Below are 18,101 nucleotides of genomic sequence, written 5' to 3' on the forward strand. Positions count from 1 at the left end.
TTGTGTGACCCAGGCCCGCCTGCCACCTCCCGGCACCGTCGTCCGTCGTACGACGGCCCGTGTCCTGCCTGTCCGCCCGGACGGCAAGGTGCTGCTGCTGCATGGCTGGGACCCGCTGAAACCGCAGACGCCGTACTGGTTCACCATCGGTGGCGGCGTCGAGGCCGGTGAGACCGTCGCGCAGGCAGGAAGTCGCGAACTGCGCGAGGAAGTCGGAATCCTGCTGCCCGCCGAACAACTCGGTGACCCGGTGGCGACGAACACGATCGAGTACGAGTGGGGCGGCTGCCCGATCATCCAGCACCAGACCTTCTTCGCCGTCGGCGTCGACACGGTCGAGGTGAGCTTCGCCAACCAGGAGGAACTCGAACTGGCCACGATCAGCGCGCACGGCTGGTGGCTCCCGGACGAACTGGAGGCGACCGGTCAGGCCGCGCACATCACCATTCCCGGTCTGCTCCGGCAGGCGATCGAGACGATCCGGTACCGCGAGGCCTGCTGATCAGCGCGGCTCGATCAGGCCTATCAGTCGGGCCGCTCGATCAGGAGGCACGGTCAGCCGGCACCGTCAGCGGGCGCGGGCCTTCTTCAGGAGCTTCTTCGGCAGTTTCTTGTCCACGATGTAGTGCCGCAGGTCGAGGCGCTCCGCGCAGCCGGCGTCAGCCAGCCGCTTGAGGACGACCGGGCACTTCTTGCACCTCGGCTTGTCCTTGCAGCACTTCTTCTTCGCGGTCATGGACGGCACCAGGCAAGCGTAGGTGAGGCTTCCCTAACCGTCTACCTGACGGCGCAGCCACCGTGTCGCACATCACTGCAACTGTTCGGTCAGCAGCGCCCGCGCTTCCACCAGCGACGGCCCGTACCAGGTCAGATGCCGCCCACTCACGCACCTCGCGGGCCGGTCGAATGCCTCCGGACCGTCCTGGGGCGAGAACGCATAAGGCTCGTCCGGCAACACCACCAGGTCGTACTCCGGTAACGCGCCGAGGTCGATCTTCGGATACCGCTCGGGGGATTGTCCGAGCACATTGTCGACGCCGAGTTGCCGCAACAGATCACCCGCGAAGGTGTCCCGTCCCAACGCCATCCATGGCCGTCGCCAGATCGGAATCACCGCCCGCCGGCGCGGCCCTTCGTACGGCGTACTCCAGACCGCGCGGGCCTCGTCCAGCCAGTGCGGCACTTCGCCGATGATTGCCGAGAGCATTCGCTCCAGTGAGCGCAGTGATTCTTCGACGGTCGTCGGCGCGGTCACCCAGACGGCGACACCGGCCGCGCGCAACGCGTCGAGATCGGCGCCGCGATTCTCTTCGGCATTCGCGATCACGACGTCCGGCGCGAGCTCGCGCACGCGTTCGACGTCGGGGTTCTTCGTACCGCGGACGCGTGTCACGTCGAGGTCTTCGGGATGTGTGCACCAGTCCGTCGCACCGACGAGAACGTCGCGACGGGTGGCCGCGATCGCCTCCGTCAACGACGGCACGATGCTGACCACGCGGCGCACTCGCGACGGCAACGCGACAACCGATCCGAGGTCGTCCCGCATGCGTTCACACTCCACTTCTGCTGGTCGTTCGAGAGACGTTGCCGACGACAACACTTCTCCGAACGCACACCGAATCGGCCGATCGGAGGCTACTTTGCGCGCGTGTCGCCAACAAATCTTCGGCACCGTGCGGCAAGCTCTACCCGCGGTGAAAACCCTTCTCTACAAGGATTTTCGCTCAATTCGCCCGGATTGGCCATCGGGACGCCTTAACCTAGGTGCGTTTCAGGTGCTTTACGTAGGCACCAAGTGTTGTCATCATCATGACGACGAGGAATCCACCGTGGTTTTCCTCAGCCGCACCAAGGAGGCGAAGTGCCAGCCAAGAAGGCAGCCGCAGGGAAGGCGACAGCCAAAAAGGCTTCTCCCGCCAAGAAGACTGTCGCTAAGAAGGCCAGTGCCGCGAAGACGACTACCGCGCGCAAGGTCACCGCAGCGAAGAAGACGACGACGGCGAAGAAGGTGAGTGCGGCGAAGAAGGCACCGGCCACGAAGGTCGCCGCCAAGAAGACCACCGCGAAGAAGTCCGTCGCCAAGAAGACCGTGGCCAAGAAGACACCGGCGAAGAAGACGACGGCCAAGAAGACGGTGGCGAAGAAGGCGCCGGCCAAGAAGACGGTCGCCAAGAAGACCACGGCGAAGAAGACGGTCGCGAAGAAGGCACCCGCGAAGAAGACCGTGGCGAGGAAGACGACGGCCAAGAAGACCGTCGCTAAGAAGACCACCGCGAAGAAGACCGTGGCCAAGAAGGCACCGGCCCGCAAGGTCGCCGCGAAGAAGGCGCCGGCCAAGACCGCTGCCAAGAAGGCCCCCGCCCGCAAGGTGGCGGCCAAGAAGGCACCGGCTCGCAAGACCGTCGCCAAGCGTGCGACGACGGCCCGGAAGGCTCCGGCCCGCAGGGCCGCCGCGAAGAAGGCCTGATCCGGCACCACAGCACAACGACTGAGGGGCACCACCGTCGACGGTGGTGCCCCTCAGTCATGCCGTCCATCAGTGCCATCAGTGCCGGCGGTGCGGTCAGTGCGGTCAGTGCGGTCAGTGCGGTCAGTCGTCGTTCCACTTCGGGTCGTTGTCCCACGCCTCGTTGCGTTCCTGGACCTTCTCCAGCGCCCGGGCCGCTTCCTCCGGCGAACCGTAGGGACCGAGTCGCTCCGCGGCCCGGTCACCGTCGTAAGGCTCGACCTTGCCGGTTTTCACGTTGTAGTACCACTCGTTGCTGTGATCGTCGGCCATAACGGATGACCACCTCCCGGAAGTCTTTGTCGGACTAACTAGAATGATCCCACCATGTCGCTTCTCACTCCTGGCATCATCTCGCCTCGCCGTCCGGTACCCGCCTCCATTCCGCGTCCGGAGTACGTGGACAAGCCCGCGCCGACGCCGTACGACGGTTCGTACGTCACCGCCCCGGAACTCGTCGAGAAGATGCGCGTCGCCGGGAAACTCGCCGCGCAGGCACTGGAGGCTGTCGGTGCGGCCGCGAAGCCGGGCGTGACCACCGACGAACTGGACGCGGTCGGTCACGACTACCTGGTCGAGCGCGGCGCGTACCCGTCGACGCTCGGCTACCGCAACTACCCCAAGTCCCTGTGCACCTCGGTGAACGAGGTGATCTGCCACGGCATCCCCGACGACCGTCCGCTCGAGGACGGCGACATCGTCAACGTCGACATCACCGCGTTCCTCGACGGCGTGCACGGCGACACCAACGCGACGTTCCTGGTCGGTGACGTCGACGAGGAGAGCCGACTGCTGGTGGAGCGCACCCGCGAGGCGCTGAACCGCGGCATCAAGGCGGTCAAGCCCGGTCGCCAGGTGAGCATCATCGGCCGCGTGATCGAGTCGTACGCGAAGCGCTTCGGCTACGGTGTCGTCCGCGACTTCACCGGCCACGGCATCGCCACCGCGTTCCACTCCGGCCTGATCATCCCGCACTACGACGACGAGCGCTTCGACGACGTGATCGAGCCCGGCATGACGTTCACGATCGAGCCGATGCTCACGCTCGGCGCGTACGACTACGACCTGTGGGACGACGGCTGGACCGCCACCACCAAGGACAGGTCCCGCACCGCGCAGTTCGAGCACACCCTCCTCGTCACCAACACAGGCGCCGAGATCCTCACCCTCCCGTGAACCTGCCGGGCAACCAAGCCCAGCACCGCGACGGCGTCATCGCGCTGGTCGACGGCGAGGTCGGGGGTTTCGCCTACCTGCAGAGCGACGGCCACGTCCAGGCACATCTCTGACTGATCGCGGTGCGCACCGGCCACCACAGTCAGGGCATCGGCTGCGCACTCCTGGTGTACGCCATACCGCTGACCGGCGCCCAGCGCGTCGACCCTCGTCACCGACACGGCCGAAGCGTCTACCGCACCTTCGAGCACCACACCTTCAGCGGCTTCCGCATCCACTCCTGACCGACTTGTCTGTCCACAGGCCGGTTGCCGCTGTGGACAGCTTGACCGGATCCGGACAGTCGCGATCTCCCTTGTAGATAAGGGCTTCTGGGTTCGGAAACTGTCGGCGGGCGTGCGTAGAGTCGTGAGTATGGATCTCGTGGAGCTGCGACCGGTTTGGTCGATGAGTGGCAGCGAAAAGCTGACCGCCCTCGACGCGGTCCACGACGAGCTGACCCGTCTGGCCGCCTACCGGCTGCAGCTGATGGCCGACCTCGAGGAGTCGGGCCACGCACAGGAGATCGGCGCTCGCGACACCGTCCACCTGGTGGCGTTCCGGCACCGCCTCGACCCCACCGCCGTACGCCGCGATCTCAAGCTCGCCACCGCGCTGGCGAAGTACGAACTGGTCGCCGCAGCGCTCCCGGCTCACGACGACGGCGATGCGCCTGCCGGTCCGCTGCTGCACCTCGACCAGGCGCGAGCGATCGTGATGTCGCTGGAGGCGATCCCCAAGGCGGCGATGGTTCCGGTCGAGAGCCTGGTCGCCGCCGAGGCACGGATGGTCGAGGCAGCCAGGGTTCTCACCCCGACCGAGTTGTCCAAGCTCGGCCAACAGGTTCGCAACGTCCTCGACACCGATGGGCCCGAGCCCGCCGAGGACAAGGCTTACCGCAACGAAACCTTCTGGATGAAGAACGCCGATCACGGCCTCAAGTTCGGCGGCTACCTCGCCAACGAGAACGCCGAACTCCTCCAAACCCTCATCCATGACAACGCCAAGCCGCACAAAACCGTCGACGGTCAGCCGGATCCCCGGTCCCGCGACAAGCGGCAGGCCGACGCGCTCACCACAGTTCTCACCGCCGCAGCGGGGAGCGGCGACACCGGCCACACCCGGATCAAGCCGCACATCACCGTCACGATCGGCTACGCGGATCTGAAGGGCCTCGCCACCAACGGCGTCGGCGATCTCGTCTTCGGCGACGGCTTGTCGGCGGCAGCCGTCCGAAGGCTCGCCTGCGACGCCGGCGTACTGCCGATCGTCCTCGGCTCAGAATCTCAACCGCTCGATGTCGGGATGGAGGAACGGTTCGTCACCAGCGCCCTCCGCACCGCCTTGAACGCCCGCGACAAAGGCTGCGTCGTGTGCGGCGCGCCCCCGATCCATTGCGACGCCCATCACCTCGTGCACTGGGTCGATGGAGGCCCCACCGCGATCGACAACCTGGCCCTGTTCTGCAAGGGCCACCACATCGACGTCCACAGCGGCCACTGGAAGGTCAGCATCACCAACGGCGTCGTCCACGTCTCCCGCCCCTCCTGGGCCGAACCCGGCCCCCACCGACGCCTCCGCCGCAGCGCTCCCACCGCCGGACAACCAGCCGACGCGCCCGCCGCGCCCAGCACCTGGCCACACACCGACGACACCCCATGGATCACCCCCGACGAAGCCGCACGCCACAACCCATGGGGCGACGGACCCCTTCGCCCCGCGATGCTCCACGTCCCGAACCAAAAGCCAGATACCACCCGGGGCTCACCTTGGGGAGACGCCAATGACCTGGCCTCCCCCGGTCCGTAAGAACCCACCACCCACGCCGCACCACGACGCCCGCCCACACCCGCACCGCAACGCCACCGCGCCGGAGCCCGCCGGCCCGCCCTCACACCAACACCGCAGCACCCCACCACGCCGGTCCACGTGCCCATCCCACGTCGGCGCCGGTCCGCACCGGTCCGCACCGGCGGGACTGTCCGTCTAACGGTGTTTCCGGCCCGACGCGCCGACTGTGGTGGTTGGCGGTGGAGCGGCGCTGCAGGGTTCGGAGCCACGGCTGCGGACACGCGACTGGATCGCGCTTGCGTTGCTGATGTTCGGGCCGTTCGTGCTGATGATCGGCTGGTTCGTCGGTGTCTGGTTGCTGTGGGCCTCGAACCGCTGGTCCATGGTCTGGAAGATCGTCGGCACGGCCGCCTGGCCGATCGGCTGGGTCGCGGCGGCCAGCGCTGAGTTCTTCCAGCCGCCGCTCTGGGTGAGCCTGCTGGTCGCCGGCGTGATCGAGTCCGCCGTGTACCTCGCGCTGATAGTGGAAGCCCGGGTGTGAACGTGCGGCACGACGGCGACCGCCTCGTCGACGCGTACCTGAAGTACCTGGCCAAGGCGGCCGAGCCGTTGCCCGAGTCGCGTCGTACGGACCTGCTGGCCGATGTGACGTCACATATCGCCGAGGCGCGCGCGGCGGGCGCGACCTCGGAGGACGACGTACGGCGGATGCTGCGGCGGCTGGGGGACCCGGACGAACTGGTCGCGGCGTCGACCGACGGGCTGGTGCTGGTCGATCGGTACCGGCCGAAGTTCCGCGGCCGGGAGATCCTGGCGCTGTCGTTGCTCGCCCTCGGCGGGTTCGTCGCGCTGCTCGGCTGGGTGGTCGGCGCCGTCCTGCTCTGGACGTCGGATCGCTGGACCCGCGGCGAGAAGTGGCTCGGCACGATGGTCTGGCCGTTCGGCTTCGTGTTCGTCTACTTCATCGTGACGCTGCAGACCGGCTTCACCTTGCCGGCCTGGCTGGGCATCCCGATCGCAGTGCTGGTCGGCCTGGCGCCGTTCTTCGTCCTCGGCCTGCTGATCAAGAACGCCTGTCCGGGCCGCGCGAGTCAGGCCTCGTAGACGAGCCACTTCCGTCCGATCTCCGTCGCGAGGTCGACGTCGTGCTGGTGCACCAAGCCGGGCCGTGCCGGAGCTCGGCAACTGTGGCCGCCCCTACGGCACTCCCCGCGCTGCCCCATCGCTCCGTGCCGACCTACTTCTCTGCACCAATGCTCGTCACCTGGATGTCCTCGATCGCAGCAGCCTCAGTGTCACAGGCGACACCCGGGCCGTACGACTCGTAGTACAGACGTCCGAGTTCGAGGGTGTTCACGGGCGGCGGTGATCAGGTCGGACTGCTCGGGGAAGACCTTCAGCGCATGATCTCCGGTGCCGGTTTTGGTGACGATGTTGCCGGCGGCAAGAAGTGCGTGCTTCTCCGGAAGCTGGGCACGCACCTCCCGCACCGCCTCAACCTCCCGCACTGCCTCGACCTCCTCCGGCGGTTGCGCGACCACCACGCCGGTGATGTCGCTGCGCCCCGGACGGTAGTCCCCCAGGCGGTACAGAGCCAGGCAGGTAGAAGCCGTGACCTGATCGGGTAGCGCCTTGTCGATCAGTCGAGGTACTGCGAAGTGGTGCCGCGACTTCGCTGGGCGGGTTCAGCGGTTGGCGGCTGCCTTGATGAAGGCGCCGAGGTCCTTGGACTGTTGCAGCCGGGTCGACTCGTGGACGTACATCATGTGCCCCGCCGGGTAGTACTTGAGCTCGATGTTGTCGTGGAGTTCCGCCGGGATCTGCAGCCGCGCGACGGTGTGCTCGGTGGCGAAGTACGGGGTCGCGCAGTCGTAGTGGCCGGACGCGATGTGGACCTTCAAATGCGGATTCGCCCGCATCGCCTCGGCCAGTTTGTCCGCGACCGTGACGTGATTGTTCTCGAACTCCTTGTACGACCAGTCCTTGGCCGCCTGGCTGCTGAGAAACTCGTACGGGAGATCGTTGCGGTACTCGAGTTCCGCGCGCACGTAGTGGTTCAGCGCGGCCGTGTACGGACCGATGATCGCGCGGAACGACGGGTCGTCGGTGGAGACCTCACCGGCGGAGTCGACGTCCCAGCCGGTGAACCGGGCGTCGAGCCGGCCGATCACCTGGCGGCGGGAGCGCAGCAGTTCGGCGAAGAACCGGGTGTGCTCGATCCGCAGGTTGACCCGGTCGAGGTAGTCCTCCGACAGCCCGGTCAGCTCCGCCAACCGGCCGACCACCTCGGCCCGGTACTCGGCCTCCATCCGATTGCCCTGAGCAAGCGCATGCGGGTAGCGGCCGGCCGCGTACCGCTCGGCGTCGGCGAGCACGTCTTCCAGCGTCCGGTCCGGGATCAGCCCGTGGTAGTGCGCGGCCGCGGCGTACGACGGCAGGAACAGCGCGAACGGCAGATCGTTGCCCGGGGTGAAGTCGAGCGTCGAGAACTCCAGCACCGCGGAGATCAGCATCACGCCGTTGAGGTACAACCCGTACCGGTCCTGCAGATGCGCCGCCAGCCCGGCGGCTCGCGTCGTACCGTAGGACTCGCCGGCCAGGAACTTCGGCGACATCCAGCGCCCGTTCCGCGACGTCCACAGCCGGATCACTTCGCCGACGGACTCCAGATCCTGGGTGAAGCCGTGGTACTCCCCCGGCTTCTCGCCCTCGACCGCACGCGAGTACCCCGTCGAGACCGGATCGATGAAGACCAGGTCGCTGTGCCGCAGCAAGGTCTCCGCGTTGTCCACCAGCCCGTACGGCGGCGGCGCGAGGTCGCCCACGTCCCCCGAGACCACCCGGCGCGGACCGAGCAGCCCGAGGTGCAGCCAGATGCTCGACGAGCCCGGTCCGCCGTTGAACGCGAACGTCACCGGCCGCTGCGAGGCGTCCGCGTCGTCGAGCGTGTAGGCGGTCAGGAACACCTCGGCCTTCGGCACGTGCCCGTCGAACTTCCCGTCGGTCAGCACCTCCTGCCGCAGCACGATCCGGCCGGTGGTGGCGGTGTACTTCAGCTTCCGGCGGCCGATGGTCAGCACGTGCCGCGTCGTGGTCAGGTCGTCAACCGGAGCCTCGATCGGCTTCACCGACTCCGGCTCGACAGGCCCCGTCGTACCAGCAGAATCCTGCTCGTCGACCGCGAACTTCTTCTGGGGTCCCCGCTCAGCCGTCGCCATGCGAAGACCCTAACCGGGGCGACGGCTCAGACTGATCGCGCCTCCACCGCGGGGTCAGATCCGGAAGAACAGGTTCAGGTAGCGGTCGGCAACGGCCCGGTCGCCGCGGATCGTCCCGGAGTTGCTCCGGCCGAAAGCCGTCAGTACGAAACTGCCGGGGTCGAACTCGAGCACCGTGCTCCGGTCCCTCACCTCGCCTGCCTGGTAGGACATGCCCTCCGTCCCGACCAGGACCCGGGTGTCGCCCGCGTTGGGACCGCTGGTGATCCGGATACCCAGCTCGCAAGGCTCGTTGACACCGGTCGTGTACTGCCACAGGACGAACATGAAGGGCACCAGCAGATCGGCCGCGTCACCGGCCAGCCCGTGGGCGCGGCCCGTGCCTTGGCGGACGTCCCACGAGTGGACGCCGTAGTCCATCAACTGGAAGGCCGGGAAGAAGAACGCCGGCAACGGACCCATGTAGAAGTGCGGCACGTTGAGGCCACCCCACTCGTCCGGTCCGAGCGCGTCGAAGATCTCCATGATCTTGTCGAAGTCGTCGCGCAGCCGCTCCACCAACTCGGCCCGTGGAACGGTGCGCAGGGCCAGCGCCTGCTCGTCGACCCGCTTCGCCATCCCGGGCAGGCCGTACGCGGCCGGCACCTCCGTGTGGGCCCGTGCCGCGTCGAAGGCGACGAAGTACGCCTCGGTGGTGTCGGCGATGTGGGCCACCACGTCGCGGACCTGCCAGTGACCGGCGCCCGTCGGCGCCTCCCAGGCTTCCTCGCTGTCGACCAGGTCGAAGAACTGTTCGGCCTCGGTCCTGACCACACGGAGAAGCGTGTTCTTGCCCTCGTACGACATGGCGTTCCAGCCGCTCATGTCCGCCACCTCCCTTGGATCAGAGGGCGCGGTGGTGACCGCCGGTCCGGCAGGCATCACCCGATACTCAAACGTACTCTCGCCCGGCAGTGAATGACCCCGGTCGGGCGGAGGCATTGCCGGGGCGGGGGACGAGGGGCACTATCGAGATGTGATGTCAGTCACAAACATCAACGCGGCCGAGGAGGTGGGTGATGACCGGCACCATGACGCACTTCACCCAGGAGCGAGCGCCGTGCGGGCGGCTCGTGGACGGTGATCGCAGCCAGGACGACGATTTGGAGGGCCTGAGGTTCGACGACCTGCACTACGCCTGCGGCTGCCGCAAGATCCGGCACGAGTTCCACGACGGGAGCGTGCGGATCAGGACGATCCGGCATGACGGCAAGATCCTGCTGGACGAGCACAGCGGCGACCACGAGGCCTGACGGGCGCCCATGACCGCATTCCACGACGTTCTGGTGATCGGCGGCGGCGGAGCGGGGCTCCGCGCCGCCATCGCGGTGGCCGAGACCAACCCGCGGCTGAAAGTGGCGATCGTGTCGAAGGTCTATCCGATGCGCAGCCACACGGTGTCCGCCGAGGGTGGCGCCGCCGGCGTCGCGGCTGCCGACGACAGTCTCGACGAGCACGCCTACGACACGGTGTCCGGCAGCGACTGGCTCTGCGACCAGGACGCGGTCGAGGCCTTCGTCGCCGAGGCTCCCCGTGAACTGCTCCGGCTCGAGCACTGGGGTTGTCCCTGGAGTCGCCAGCCGGACGGGCACACCGCGGTACGGGCGTTCGGTGGGATGAAGAAGAAGCGCACCTGGTTCGCCGCGGACCGGACCGGCTTCCACATGCTGCACACGCTCTTCCAGACCGCGCTCTCGTTCCCCGACGTCGTCCGGTACGACGAGTGGTACGTGACGAAACTGCTGGTCGACGACGGCCGGGCGTACGGCGTCGTCGCGATCGAAGTGGCCACCGGACGGATCGAGACGATCACCGCGAGCGCCGTGATCGTGTGTACCGGCGGGTGCGGCCGGGTGTACCCGTTCACCACGAACGCCAACATCAAGACCGGCGACGGGATGGCCCTCGCCTACCGGGCCGGCGCGCCGCTCAAGGACATGGAGTTCGTCCAGTACCACCCGACCGGCCTGCCCTTCACCGGCATCCTGATCACCGAGGCGGCCCGGGCCGAGGGCGGCTGGCTGCTCAACAAGGACGGCTACCGCTACCTGCAGGACTACGATCTCGGCACGCCCTCGCCCACTCCGGAGCTCCGCAGCATGGAACTGGGACCCCGCGATCGGTTGTCGCAGGCCTTCGTGCACGAGCAGGAGAAGGGCCGCACCATCGACACGGCGTACGGGCCGATCGTGCAGCTCGACCTGCGCCACCTGGGCGCCGACGTGATCGACGCCAAGCTCCCGTTCGTGCGGGAGCTGTGCTCGAAGTACCAGAACATCGACCCGGTGACCGAGCTGATCCCGGTCCGCCCGGTCGTGCACTACATGATGGGCGGCATCCACACCGACATCCACGGCGCGACCCCGATCGAGGGCCTGTACGCCGCCGGGGAGGTCGCCTGCGTCAGCATCAACGGCGCCAACCGGCTGGGGTCGAACTCGCTGCCCGAGTGCCTGGTGTTCGGTACCCGCGCCGGGCGGGCTGCCGCCGTGTTCGCCGGCCGGTACGGCGGCGCCGTCCCGGCGGCGGTGCTGGCGGACGGCCGCGACGAGGAACGCCGGCTGGAACGGGACCTGGGCCGGCATGCGGAGGGGCGCGAGCGGTTCGCCGACATCCGGTCCGAGATGCAGACGACGATGGAGACCGGCGCCGGGATCTACCGCGACGGAGACTCGCTGGCGAAGGCGGCCGACGAACTGCGGGAGCTGCAGGAGCGGTTCGCGGACGCGGGAATCGACGACCACAGCCGGAGGTTCAACACCGACCTGGTCGCCCTGCTCGAGCTGTCGTTCATGCTGGACGTTGCCGAGAGCATCATCGCCTGCGCCCTGCAGCGGCAGGAGTCGCGCGGGGCGCACCAGCGCACCGACTACCCGGCCCGCGACGACGAGCGGTACCTCGCGCACTCACTGATCCACCGCGGCCCCGACGGCCTCGGGGTGGTCAAGTACCTCCCGGTGACGATCACCCGCTGGCCACCGGGCGAACGCGTGTACGGGAGGTAGGCGATGGCGGACGAGATCACCCTCGAGGTCGCACGCTACCGGCCGGACCAGGACACCGAACCGGTGTTCGAGTCCTACCAGGTACCCCTCCGCCCGCACTGGGCGGTCCTCGACGGCCTGACCTACATCAAGGATCACCTGGACGGCACGCTGTCGTTCCGCTGGTCCTGCCGGATGGGGATCTGCGGCAGTTGCGGCATGACCGTGAACGGCGATCCGCAGCTGAGCTGTGCCACCTTCCTCACCGACTACGCGCCGGGGCCGGTGCGGGTCGAGCCGTTGCGCAACTTCCCGGTCGTGCGCGACCTGGTCGTCGACATCGACGACTTCATGGACAAGCTGCCGAAGGTCAAGCCGTGGCTGATCCGCGCCGTGGACAGTCCGGTCGAGGAGGGCGACTACCTGCAGACGCCCGACGAACTGGACGCGTACCAGCAGTTCAGCATGTGTATCAACTGCATGCTCTGCTACTCCGCCTGCCCGGTCTACGCGTTGGAGCCGCAGTTCATCGGCCCCGCGGCGATCGCGCTGGCCCAGCGCTACAACCTCGACTCCCGAGACGACGGTGCGGCGGAGCGACGTGAGGTCCTGGAGTCACCCGAGGGGATCTGGGCCTGCACCTTCGTCGGCGAGTGCAGCGCCGTCTGCCCCAAGGACGTCGACCCGGCCGGTGCGATCCAGCGCTACAAGCTCACCGCGGCGACCCAGACGCTGAAGGACTTCCTGCTGCCCCGAGGCGCACGATGAGCCTGTACCAGCGGCCGATCCCCACCTTCTGGTGGCTCGAGCGCCGCTCGTACCTTCTCTTCGTACTGCGTGAGCTCAGCAGCGTGTTCGTCGCCTGGTTCGTGGTGTACCTGCTGCTGCTGATCAACGCGATCAGCGGCGGCAGCACGGAGTACGAGCAGTTCCTCGACCGGAGCGGGCACTGGTGGGTGGTCGCGATCAACGTGATCGCGCTGCTCTTCGTGCTGTTGCACACGGTGACGTGGTTCGGATTGGCGCCGAAGGCAATGGTCATCCAGTTGCGGGGACGCCGGGTGCCGGCCGCCCAGGTCGTGGTGGGGCACTACCTCCTCTGGGTGGTGCTGTCGGCCGTTGTCGCCTGGGTCGTGCTCCGATGAGCACTCGCAGATCTCCCGAGCCCGTGCTGTGGTTGCTGTTCAGCGCCGGCGGCATGGTCGCGGCGCTGATGGTCCCGGTCCTGCTGTTCCTGTTCGGCCTCGCCTTCCCGCTGGGCTGGATCTCGCCGCCGGACCACGCGCACCTGCTCGCCGTACTGCGAAACCCGATCACCAGGCTGATCCTGTTCGGCCTGTCCGCCCTGGCGTTGTTCCACTGGGCACACAGGTTCCGCTTCACCCTCTACGAAGGCCTGCAGCTCAAGCGGTTCAGCGTCCCGATCGTCCTGCTCTGCTACGGCGGCGCCGTAGCCGGAACGATCATCGCCGGCTACCTGCTCGCCTTCGTGGTCTAGACTGATGTTTGACACCACTGTCAAACATGGAGGTTCCGATGCAGGCCACCCGCTCGGTCGAGATCGTGCACTCGTTCTGGGACGAGGTGTGGAACAGCGCCGATCCCGAGGCGGTCGACCGGTTCGTCACCGAGGACTTCGTGATCACGAACGCGGGCCGCGACATCGTCGGCCGGGAGGCGTTCAAGCGCTGGATCGCGGCGTTCCTGGCCGAGGCGCACGACCTGCGTCTGGACGTGGTCGAGAGCTTCGCGAACAGTGACGGCAGCCGGGTCGCGTCCCGCTGGCGCCTCACCGCGACGAACCACGGCTTCGACCACACCGCCGCGATCGGCGACCGGATCACCTTCACCGGTACTGCGGTCTGGCAGGTCAGCGAGGACGGCAAGTTGCTGCACAACTGGGTGGAGCGGTCTGCCCCGGTCGTCGTCTAGTGGCGGGCGTCCGTCAGTTCGACGAGTCGGCGGTCGTCGAGCAAGCGCTGGAGGTGTTCTGGGACAAGGGTTTCCGGGCCACCTCGATGCTCGACCTCGCCGCGGCGACCGGCGTACAGCGTGGCTCGCTGTACCACGCGTACGGCGGCAAGGAGCAACTCTTCGGCAAGGTGTTCGGGCAGTTCGCCGAGCAGTTCCTGACCGCTGCGGCGGCCGCGCTGGAAGGTCCCGACCGGCGTCAGGCTCTGCTGGCCTTCTTCGACTACTGCGTCGAGTCGATCACCACCGGCTCGCCCTCGCGCGGCTGCTTGTCGACCCGCACCGCTGTGGAGGCGTCGGCGCCGGTGGTGGCGGCTGTCCGTCAACTGCTCGACGGGCTCGAGGAGATCGTGCTGAGCGCCCTGACCCGCACCGGCGACGGTCTGACACTGGCAGTCGAGCCCCGCGAGGCCGCGCGACTGGTTGTCGCGATGACCCGCGGCCTCGCGGTACTGGAACGCGTCTACGACGACCCGGCACGCCTGCGCGAGACCGCCGCCCCGCTCGTCACCTCGTTGCTGAGGTGACGAGCGCGGCGAACCACTAGCTCAACGAACTGTGCTAGCTCAAGGACCTGTGCTAGCTCAAGAAACTGTGCTAACTCAAGAAGAAGTGGTCGACGTCGAACAGCGCGCCCGACCCACCACTGAAGGTGAGGAACAACTGGCCGCCGCTCGACGCGGTTAACGGGGTCGAGACGGTCTGGAAGTTCTCCCAGCCACCGGTCACCGGCACGGCGACTGTTCCCAGCACCGGCCCGCTCGCCGAGCCGGAGCGGACCCGGATGGTGCCACCCGCGCCACCCGAGGAGATCCGGGCGGTGAAGTTGGTCGCACCTGCCGTGTTCACCTGGGCGTAGCCGGCCCAGTCACCGTTGTCGATGTACCCGAGCGTCCGGCCACCACTGGCATTCCCGTGCCCGGCCACCTGTACGCCGAACTGCGAGGTGAACGCCTCCCCCTCGACCTGGGTCGGCGCCGGGCCGGCGCCCGCCGCGTACTGGATCCCGCCGAGCAGATGCGTGCGGAAGGCCGGCTCGGAGTACGACGCGATGGTGTGCCCGAAGCCCGTGTAGAAGGACCGGCCGGCCCCTTGCGGATGGCACCAGGCGATCGGGTGATCGCCCATGTCTCCGCCGCTGTAGGTGGATTCGTCGAGGTTGATCAGGACGCGCACGTTCGGCCTGGGGTTGGTGGCGTAGTTGTACAACTCGTCCGTGCGGACCCAGGTCTGGCCGAGGTGCGCGGTCGACGGATGCGCGCGGTCCTCGACCCTGGCGGTCACCTGCTGGATCGCGGGGTGGCTCCGGAACCACGCGCCGACCAGTTGCCCGTAGTACGGCCAGCCGTACTCCGTGTCGGCGGCGGCGTGGACGCCGACGAATCCGCCGCCGCCGTTGATGTAGGACTCGAACGCGGTCTGCTGCGAGGCGTTGAGGATGTCGCCGGTGGTGCTCAGGAACACGACGGCCCGATAGGCGGCGAGCTGGGACGTGGTGAAGACCGCACTGTCCTCAGTGGCCGTGACAGTGAACCCGTTGGCGGAGCCCAACTCCCGGATCGCCTGAATACCGGCAGGGATGGAGTCGTGCCGGAAGCCGGCGGTCCTGCTGAACACCAGCACCTGGTAGGGCGCAGCCGCAGTGGAAGCGGATGCTGGTGCGGGTCGCCACTCGACCATGCCCCCGACCAGCAGCAACGCACCTGTCAGCAGTGATTCACGACGTGTGAAAGTAGTCATGTTTGTCCTCAAGGGGTGATGGTGAACGTGTCGACGTCGAAGAGGAATCCCGCGGGTCCGGTGAAGCTCAGGAAGAGCGGCCCGGTGGCAGTCCCGGTCAGGTTGGCCGAGACGGTCTGGAAGTTCTCCCAGCCGCCAGTGACCGGTACGGCGACGGAGCCGAGAAGAGTGCCCGTGGCTGACCCGGACCGCAGCTGGATGGTGCCGCCCGTCCCGGCCGAGGACACCCGCGCACTGAAGGTCCTGGCGCCGCCTGTGCTCACCGACGAGTAGCCGGCCCAGTCGCCGTTCTCGATGTACCCGAGCGTCTGCCCGCCACTGGCACCCGCGTGACCAGCCACCTGTACTCCGTACTGCGAGCTGAACGCCTCGGCCTCGGCCGTAGTACCGGTGGAGCTCGAGGTGGCCAGGGTGAACGCGTCGAGGTCGAACAGGTTGCCCGCACCGCCCTTGAACACCAGGAACAGCGTCGTCGTACCAGCGGGCTTGTTGGTGAGGTTGGCCGAGACGTTGACGAACGTGTCCCAGCTACCGGTCGGCGAGACCGGCAGCGTGGCCATCAACGCGCCGGTCGCCGAGCCTGCCCGGACCTCGATCGTGCCACCGGGGCCGCCGGACGAGACGCGGGCGCTGATCGAGGTCGCCGTACTCATCGCGTACGGCTGGAAGGAGATCCAGTCGTTGTTGTCGACGAATCCGACCGTCCGGCCGCCTTCGGCTCCACCATGCTGAGCCAACTCGATCCCGGACATCGCACTGAAGTGCTCGGCCTGCCGGTGCCGCGGCTGGAGCTTGCGCACGCTGTGCGAGGTGAGCCCGCCGTTGTCGGTGTACTGCGCGTCGAAGACGCCGTACACGTTGGCCGCCGGGTCATGCTCACCATCGACCGGTACTGCGATCGATCCGCTGCAGCCGTTCTTCGACGTGATCTCGTGCCGGTGGTCGTCATGACCGAGTAGGTAGGTCACCTTCACCCGGCTGCAGTCGATCGTGCCGTCCTCCGGGTCCGTGACGTTCACCTGGAACGGCACAGTGTCACCGAACGAGAACGGCTGCCCGTCGGCCGGAAGCTGCAAGGTGACCGCGGGCGCCGTGTTGCCCACGCTGATCTGCACGTTGGCCGAACCGGTCAGCCCGGCCGGATCGGTCACCGTCAACGTCGCCGTGAAGTTGCCGGCCGTGTTGTAGGTGTACGACGGGTTCGCCTGCGTCGAGCTGCCACCATCGCCGAAGGTCCAGCGATACGACAGCGCACCACCTTCGGGATCCGAACTGCCGGCGGAGGAGAACGCCACCGTCAACGGCCGGCCACCCGAGGTCGGCGTGGCACCGGCCTTGGCGATCGGGTTGCGGTTCGTGTTGCCCTTGTACTCGATCCGCCACAGCGCCTGGTTGTTGGACCCGGTGCCGTAGTCGAGCACGTACAGAGCACCGTCCGGCCCGAACGCCAGGTCCATCACCTGGGTGCCGTTCCAGGGGAAGGCGCCGATGTCGCCGACGCCGCCGCCCGACGTCACCTCGATGGCCTTGATCCACTTGCGGCCGAGCTCGCCCGCGAAGTACCGGCCGTCCAGCGAGGCCGGGAACTTGACCGGCGAGTTGAGGTTCGCGTCGTACCGGTAGACCGGACCACCCATCGGCGACTCGGAGCCACCGCCGAACTCGGGCGGCGTACCGGCGTCGCCGCCGTACCGGATCCAGGACGGTTTCGCGGCCGGCAGCTTGGTCTGGCCGGTGTTGCGGAACGAGTTGTTGGCCGGGCCGCCCGCGCAGTCGAACTTGGCCCCCGACGGTCCGCTCGGGAACTGGAAGTCGTTGTAGGTCTCGTTCGTCGTGTTGGTGCCGGTGCAGTAGGGCCAGCCGTAGTTGCCCGGACCGGTGATCCGGTCGAACTCGACCTGGCCGTTCGGGCCGCGGTTGGGGTTGGTGACGCCTGCGTCCGGGCCGTAGTCGCCCAGGTAGACGATGCCGGTCGGCTTGTCGACGCTCATCCGGAACGGGTTGCGGAAGCCCATCGCGTAGATCTCGGGCCGGGTCTGCGCGGTGCCGGGCGCGAACATGTTGCCGGCCGGGATCGTGTAGGTGCCGTCCGGTTGCGGCTTGATCCGCAGGACCTTGCCGCGCAGGTCGTTGGTGTTGGCCGAGGTGCGCTGTGCGTCGAACTGCGGGTTGCGACCGGTCCGCTCGTCGATCGGCGTGTAGCTGTCGGACTGGAACGGGTTGGTGTCGTCGCCGGTGGTCAGATACAGGTTGCCGGCGGCATCGAAGTCGAGGTCGCCGCCGACGTGGCAGCACTGGCCGCGGTCGTTCGGGACCCGCAGGACGATCTTCTCGCCGGCCAGGTCGAGGGTGTTGTCGGTCTTGAGGACGAACCTGGACAGATGCAGCTCACCCTTCCAGCGGTCCCAGTCGGCCTGGGTGCCGTCGGTCGGGGCGTCGCCGTCCGGCGTGGACAGCCGGGGTGAGAAGTAGAGATAGACGTAGCGATTGGTGGTGAAGTTCGGGTCGACGGCTACGCCCTGCAGACCCTCCTCGTCGTGGGTGTAGACGTTCAGCCGGCCGCGAGCGTCGTCGTACCGGCCGCGTCGGTGATCCGGACCGCGCCGTCGCGGGCTGTGTGGATGACGGACCGGTTGG

22 protein-coding genes are annotated in these 18,101 nt (G+C 67.7%); 14 read left to right on the plus strand and 8 right to left on the minus strand.

Features of this window, described 5'->3' with window-relative positions:
• Positions 1–4: 4 nt before the first annotated feature.
• Positions 5–502 carry an NUDIX hydrolase gene (locus tag ABD255_RS20480; protein ID WP_344216264.1) on the plus strand — a complete coding sequence of 166 codons (498 nt, stop codon included), beginning with the start codon at positions 5–7 and terminating at the stop codon, positions 500–502.
• A 66-nt stretch (positions 503–568) separates the two neighbouring features.
• Here ABD255_RS20480 and ABD255_RS20485 read toward each other — a convergent pair whose 3' ends face one another.
• A complete protein-coding gene (locus ABD255_RS20485; protein WP_344216310.1) occupies positions 569–745 on the minus strand; it encodes a hypothetical protein in 177 nt (58 codons plus the stop codon).
• A gap of 63 nt (positions 746–808) precedes the next feature.
• A complete protein-coding gene (locus tag ABD255_RS20490) occupies positions 809–1,546 on the minus strand; it encodes a helical backbone metal receptor (protein WP_344216266.1) in 738 nt (245 codons plus the stop codon).
• Between the two features lie 315 nt (positions 1,547–1,861).
• On the opposite strand from ABD255_RS20490, the gene ABD255_RS20495 reads away from it, so the two are divergent.
• Complete coding sequence (locus ABD255_RS20495; RefSeq protein WP_344216268.1) at positions 1,862–2,467, plus strand: histone H1-like repetitive region-containing protein; 606 nt, start codon at positions 1,862–1,864, stop codon at positions 2,465–2,467.
• Positions 2,468–2,590: 123 nt separating this feature from the next.
• On the opposite strand, the gene ABD255_RS20500 is transcribed toward ABD255_RS20495, so the two are convergent.
• Positions 2,591–2,779 (minus strand): hypothetical protein, encoded by a 189-nt coding sequence (locus tag ABD255_RS20500; RefSeq protein ID WP_344216270.1) that lies wholly within the window; start codon positions 2,777–2,779, stop codon positions 2,591–2,593.
• Between the two features lie 54 nt (positions 2,780–2,833).
• On the opposite strand from ABD255_RS20500, the gene map reads away from it, so the two are divergent.
• The 5 genes from map to ABD255_RS20525 all read left to right on the plus strand — a co-directional run bounded on the left by map (position 2,834) and on the right by ABD255_RS20525 (position 6,616).
• Entirely contained in the window at positions 2,834–3,682 is an 849-nt protein-coding gene (gene map / locus ABD255_RS20505; protein ID WP_344216272.1) for a type I methionyl aminopeptidase, read from the plus strand.
• A 122-nt stretch (positions 3,683–3,804) separates the two neighbouring features.
• Positions 3,805–3,966: a hypothetical protein gene (locus tag ABD255_RS20510; RefSeq protein WP_344216274.1), complete on the plus strand. Its 162-nt coding sequence runs from the start codon at positions 3,805–3,807 to the stop codon at positions 3,964–3,966.
• A gap of 130 nt (positions 3,967–4,096) precedes the next feature.
• Entirely contained in the window at positions 4,097–5,530 is a 1,434-nt protein-coding gene (locus ABD255_RS20515) for an HNH endonuclease signature motif containing protein (protein ID WP_344216276.1), read from the plus strand.
• 208 nt (positions 5,531–5,738) lie between these two features.
• Positions 5,739–6,053: a hypothetical protein gene (locus ABD255_RS20520; protein ID WP_344216278.1), complete on the plus strand. Its 315-nt coding sequence runs from the start codon at positions 5,739–5,741 to the stop codon at positions 6,051–6,053.
• Positions 6,050–6,616, plus strand: a complete 567-nt coding sequence (locus ABD255_RS20525) for an HAAS signaling domain-containing protein (protein ID WP_344216280.1) — start codon at positions 6,050–6,052, stop codon at positions 6,614–6,616. Before ABD255_RS20520 ends, ABD255_RS20525 begins: the two co-directional genes overlap by 4 nt.
• 191 nt (positions 6,617–6,807) lie before the next feature.
• On the opposite strand, the gene ABD255_RS20530 is transcribed toward ABD255_RS20525, so the two are convergent.
• The 3 genes from ABD255_RS20530 to ABD255_RS20540 form a co-directional block, all read right to left on the minus strand.
• Positions 6,808–7,020: a hypothetical protein gene (locus ABD255_RS20530; protein ID WP_344216282.1), complete on the minus strand. Its 213-nt coding sequence runs from the start codon at positions 7,018–7,020 to the stop codon at positions 6,808–6,810.
• Positions 7,021–7,197: 177 nt separating this feature from the next.
• Positions 7,198–8,730: a S10 family peptidase gene (locus ABD255_RS20535; RefSeq protein ID WP_344216284.1), complete on the minus strand. Its 1,533-nt coding sequence runs from the start codon at positions 8,728–8,730 to the stop codon at positions 7,198–7,200.
• 54 nt (positions 8,731–8,784) lie between these two features.
• A complete protein-coding gene (locus ABD255_RS20540) occupies positions 8,785–9,594 on the minus strand; it encodes a maleylpyruvate isomerase family mycothiol-dependent enzyme (protein ID WP_344216286.1) in 810 nt (269 codons plus the stop codon).
• A gap of 194 nt (positions 9,595–9,788) precedes the next feature.
• Between ABD255_RS20540 and ABD255_RS20545 the strand changes: the two genes are divergently transcribed.
• Genes ABD255_RS20545 through ABD255_RS20575 form a run of 7 tightly spaced genes read left to right on the plus strand, consistent with a single transcriptional unit; the run spans position 9,789 to position 14,251 of the window.
• On the plus strand, positions 9,789–10,022 hold the full coding sequence (locus ABD255_RS20545; RefSeq protein WP_344216288.1) for a hypothetical protein: 234 nt from the start codon (positions 9,789–9,791) through the stop codon (positions 10,020–10,022).
• 9 nt (positions 10,023–10,031) lie between these two features.
• Positions 10,032–11,774 carry a fumarate reductase (quinol) flavoprotein subunit gene (gene frdA / locus ABD255_RS20550; RefSeq protein WP_344216290.1) on the plus strand — a complete coding sequence of 581 codons (1,743 nt, stop codon included), beginning with the start codon at positions 10,032–10,034 and terminating at the stop codon, positions 11,772–11,774.
• A 3-nt stretch (positions 11,775–11,777) separates the two neighbouring features.
• The gene (locus ABD255_RS20555; protein WP_344216292.1) at positions 11,778–12,521 is read left to right on the plus strand and encodes a succinate dehydrogenase/fumarate reductase iron-sulfur subunit; all 744 of its coding nucleotides are present in this window, start codon (positions 11,778–11,780) and stop codon (positions 12,519–12,521) included.
• On the plus strand, positions 12,518–12,898 hold the full coding sequence (locus ABD255_RS20560) for a succinate dehydrogenase/fumarate reductase transmembrane subunit (RefSeq protein WP_344216294.1): 381 nt from the start codon (positions 12,518–12,520) through the stop codon (positions 12,896–12,898). The genes ABD255_RS20555 and ABD255_RS20560 overlap by 4 nt, the downstream gene beginning before the upstream one ends.
• Complete coding sequence (gene frdD / locus ABD255_RS20565; RefSeq protein ID WP_344216296.1) at positions 12,895–13,251, plus strand: fumarate reductase subunit FrdD; 357 nt, start codon at positions 12,895–12,897, stop codon at positions 13,249–13,251. Before ABD255_RS20560 ends, frdD begins: the two co-directional genes overlap by 4 nt.
• Positions 13,252–13,289: 38 nt before the next feature.
• A complete protein-coding gene (locus tag ABD255_RS20570) occupies positions 13,290–13,685 on the plus strand; it encodes an ester cyclase (RefSeq protein ID WP_344216298.1) in 396 nt (131 codons plus the stop codon).
• Positions 13,685–14,251: a TetR/AcrR family transcriptional regulator gene (locus ABD255_RS20575; protein WP_344216300.1), complete on the plus strand. Its 567-nt coding sequence runs from the start codon at positions 13,685–13,687 to the stop codon at positions 14,249–14,251. The genes ABD255_RS20570 and ABD255_RS20575 overlap by 1 nt, the downstream gene beginning before the upstream one ends.
• A 70-nt stretch (positions 14,252–14,321) precedes the next feature.
• Here the strand turns inward: ABD255_RS20575 and ABD255_RS20580 are convergent, their stop codons facing one another.
• Both ABD255_RS20580 and ABD255_RS20585 read right to left on the minus strand, forming a co-directional pair.
• A complete protein-coding gene (locus tag ABD255_RS20580; RefSeq protein ID WP_344216302.1) occupies positions 14,322–15,464 on the minus strand; it encodes a ThuA domain-containing protein in 1,143 nt (380 codons plus the stop codon).
• An 8-nt stretch (positions 15,465–15,472) separates the two neighbouring features.
• Positions 15,473–18,101, minus strand: a 2,629-nt coding sequence (locus ABD255_RS20585) for a carbohydrate-binding protein (RefSeq protein ID WP_344216304.1), incomplete at its 5' end; no start/stop codon positions are given.

The organism is Kribbella sancticallisti, assembly GCF_039530625.1.
In the GTDB taxonomy this organism is placed as follows: domain Bacteria; phylum Actinomycetota; class Actinomycetes; order Propionibacteriales; family Kribbellaceae; genus Kribbella; species Kribbella sancticallisti.

Excerpts from the sequence above, each read along its gene's own strand:
- ABD255_RS20515 (WP_344216276.1), top strand. The coding sequence starts at position 4,097 with ATGGATCTCGTGGAGCTGCGACCGGTTTGGTCGATGAGTGGCAGCGAA.
- ABD255_RS20560 (WP_344216294.1), top strand. The coding sequence starts at position 12,518 with ATGAGCCTGTACCAGCGGCCGATCCCCACCTTCTGGTGGCTCGAGCGC.
- ABD255_RS20490 (WP_344216266.1), bottom strand. The coding sequence starts at position 1,546 with ATGCGGGACGACCTCGGATCGGTTGTCGCGTTGCCGTCGCGAGTGCGC.
- ABD255_RS20540 (WP_344216286.1), bottom strand. The coding sequence starts at position 9,594 with ATGAGCGGCTGGAACGCCATGTCGTACGAGGGCAAGAACACGCTTCTC.
- map (WP_344216272.1), top strand. The coding sequence starts at position 2,834 with ATGTCGCTTCTCACTCCTGGCATCATCTCGCCTCGCCGTCCGGTACCC.
- ABD255_RS20545 (WP_344216288.1), top strand. The coding sequence starts at position 9,789 with ATGACCGGCACCATGACGCACTTCACCCAGGAGCGAGCGCCGTGCGGG.
- ABD255_RS20500 (WP_344216270.1), bottom strand. The coding sequence starts at position 2,779 with ATGGCCGACGATCACAGCAACGAGTGGTACTACAACGTGAAAACCGGC.
- frdA (WP_344216290.1), top strand. The coding sequence starts at position 10,032 with ATGACCGCATTCCACGACGTTCTGGTGATCGGCGGCGGCGGAGCGGGG.
- frdD (WP_344216296.1), top strand. The coding sequence starts at position 12,895 with ATGAGCACTCGCAGATCTCCCGAGCCCGTGCTGTGGTTGCTGTTCAGC.
- ABD255_RS20535 (WP_344216284.1), bottom strand. The coding sequence starts at position 8,730 with ATGGCGACGGCTGAGCGGGGACCCCAGAAGAAGTTCGCGGTCGACGAG.
- ABD255_RS20580 (WP_344216302.1), bottom strand. The coding sequence starts at position 15,464 with ATGACTACTTTCACACGTCGTGAATCACTGCTGACAGGTGCGTTGCTG.
- ABD255_RS20570 (WP_344216298.1), top strand. The coding sequence starts at position 13,290 with ATGCAGGCCACCCGCTCGGTCGAGATCGTGCACTCGTTCTGGGACGAG.
- ABD255_RS20555 (WP_344216292.1), top strand. The coding sequence starts at position 11,778 with ATGGCGGACGAGATCACCCTCGAGGTCGCACGCTACCGGCCGGACCAG.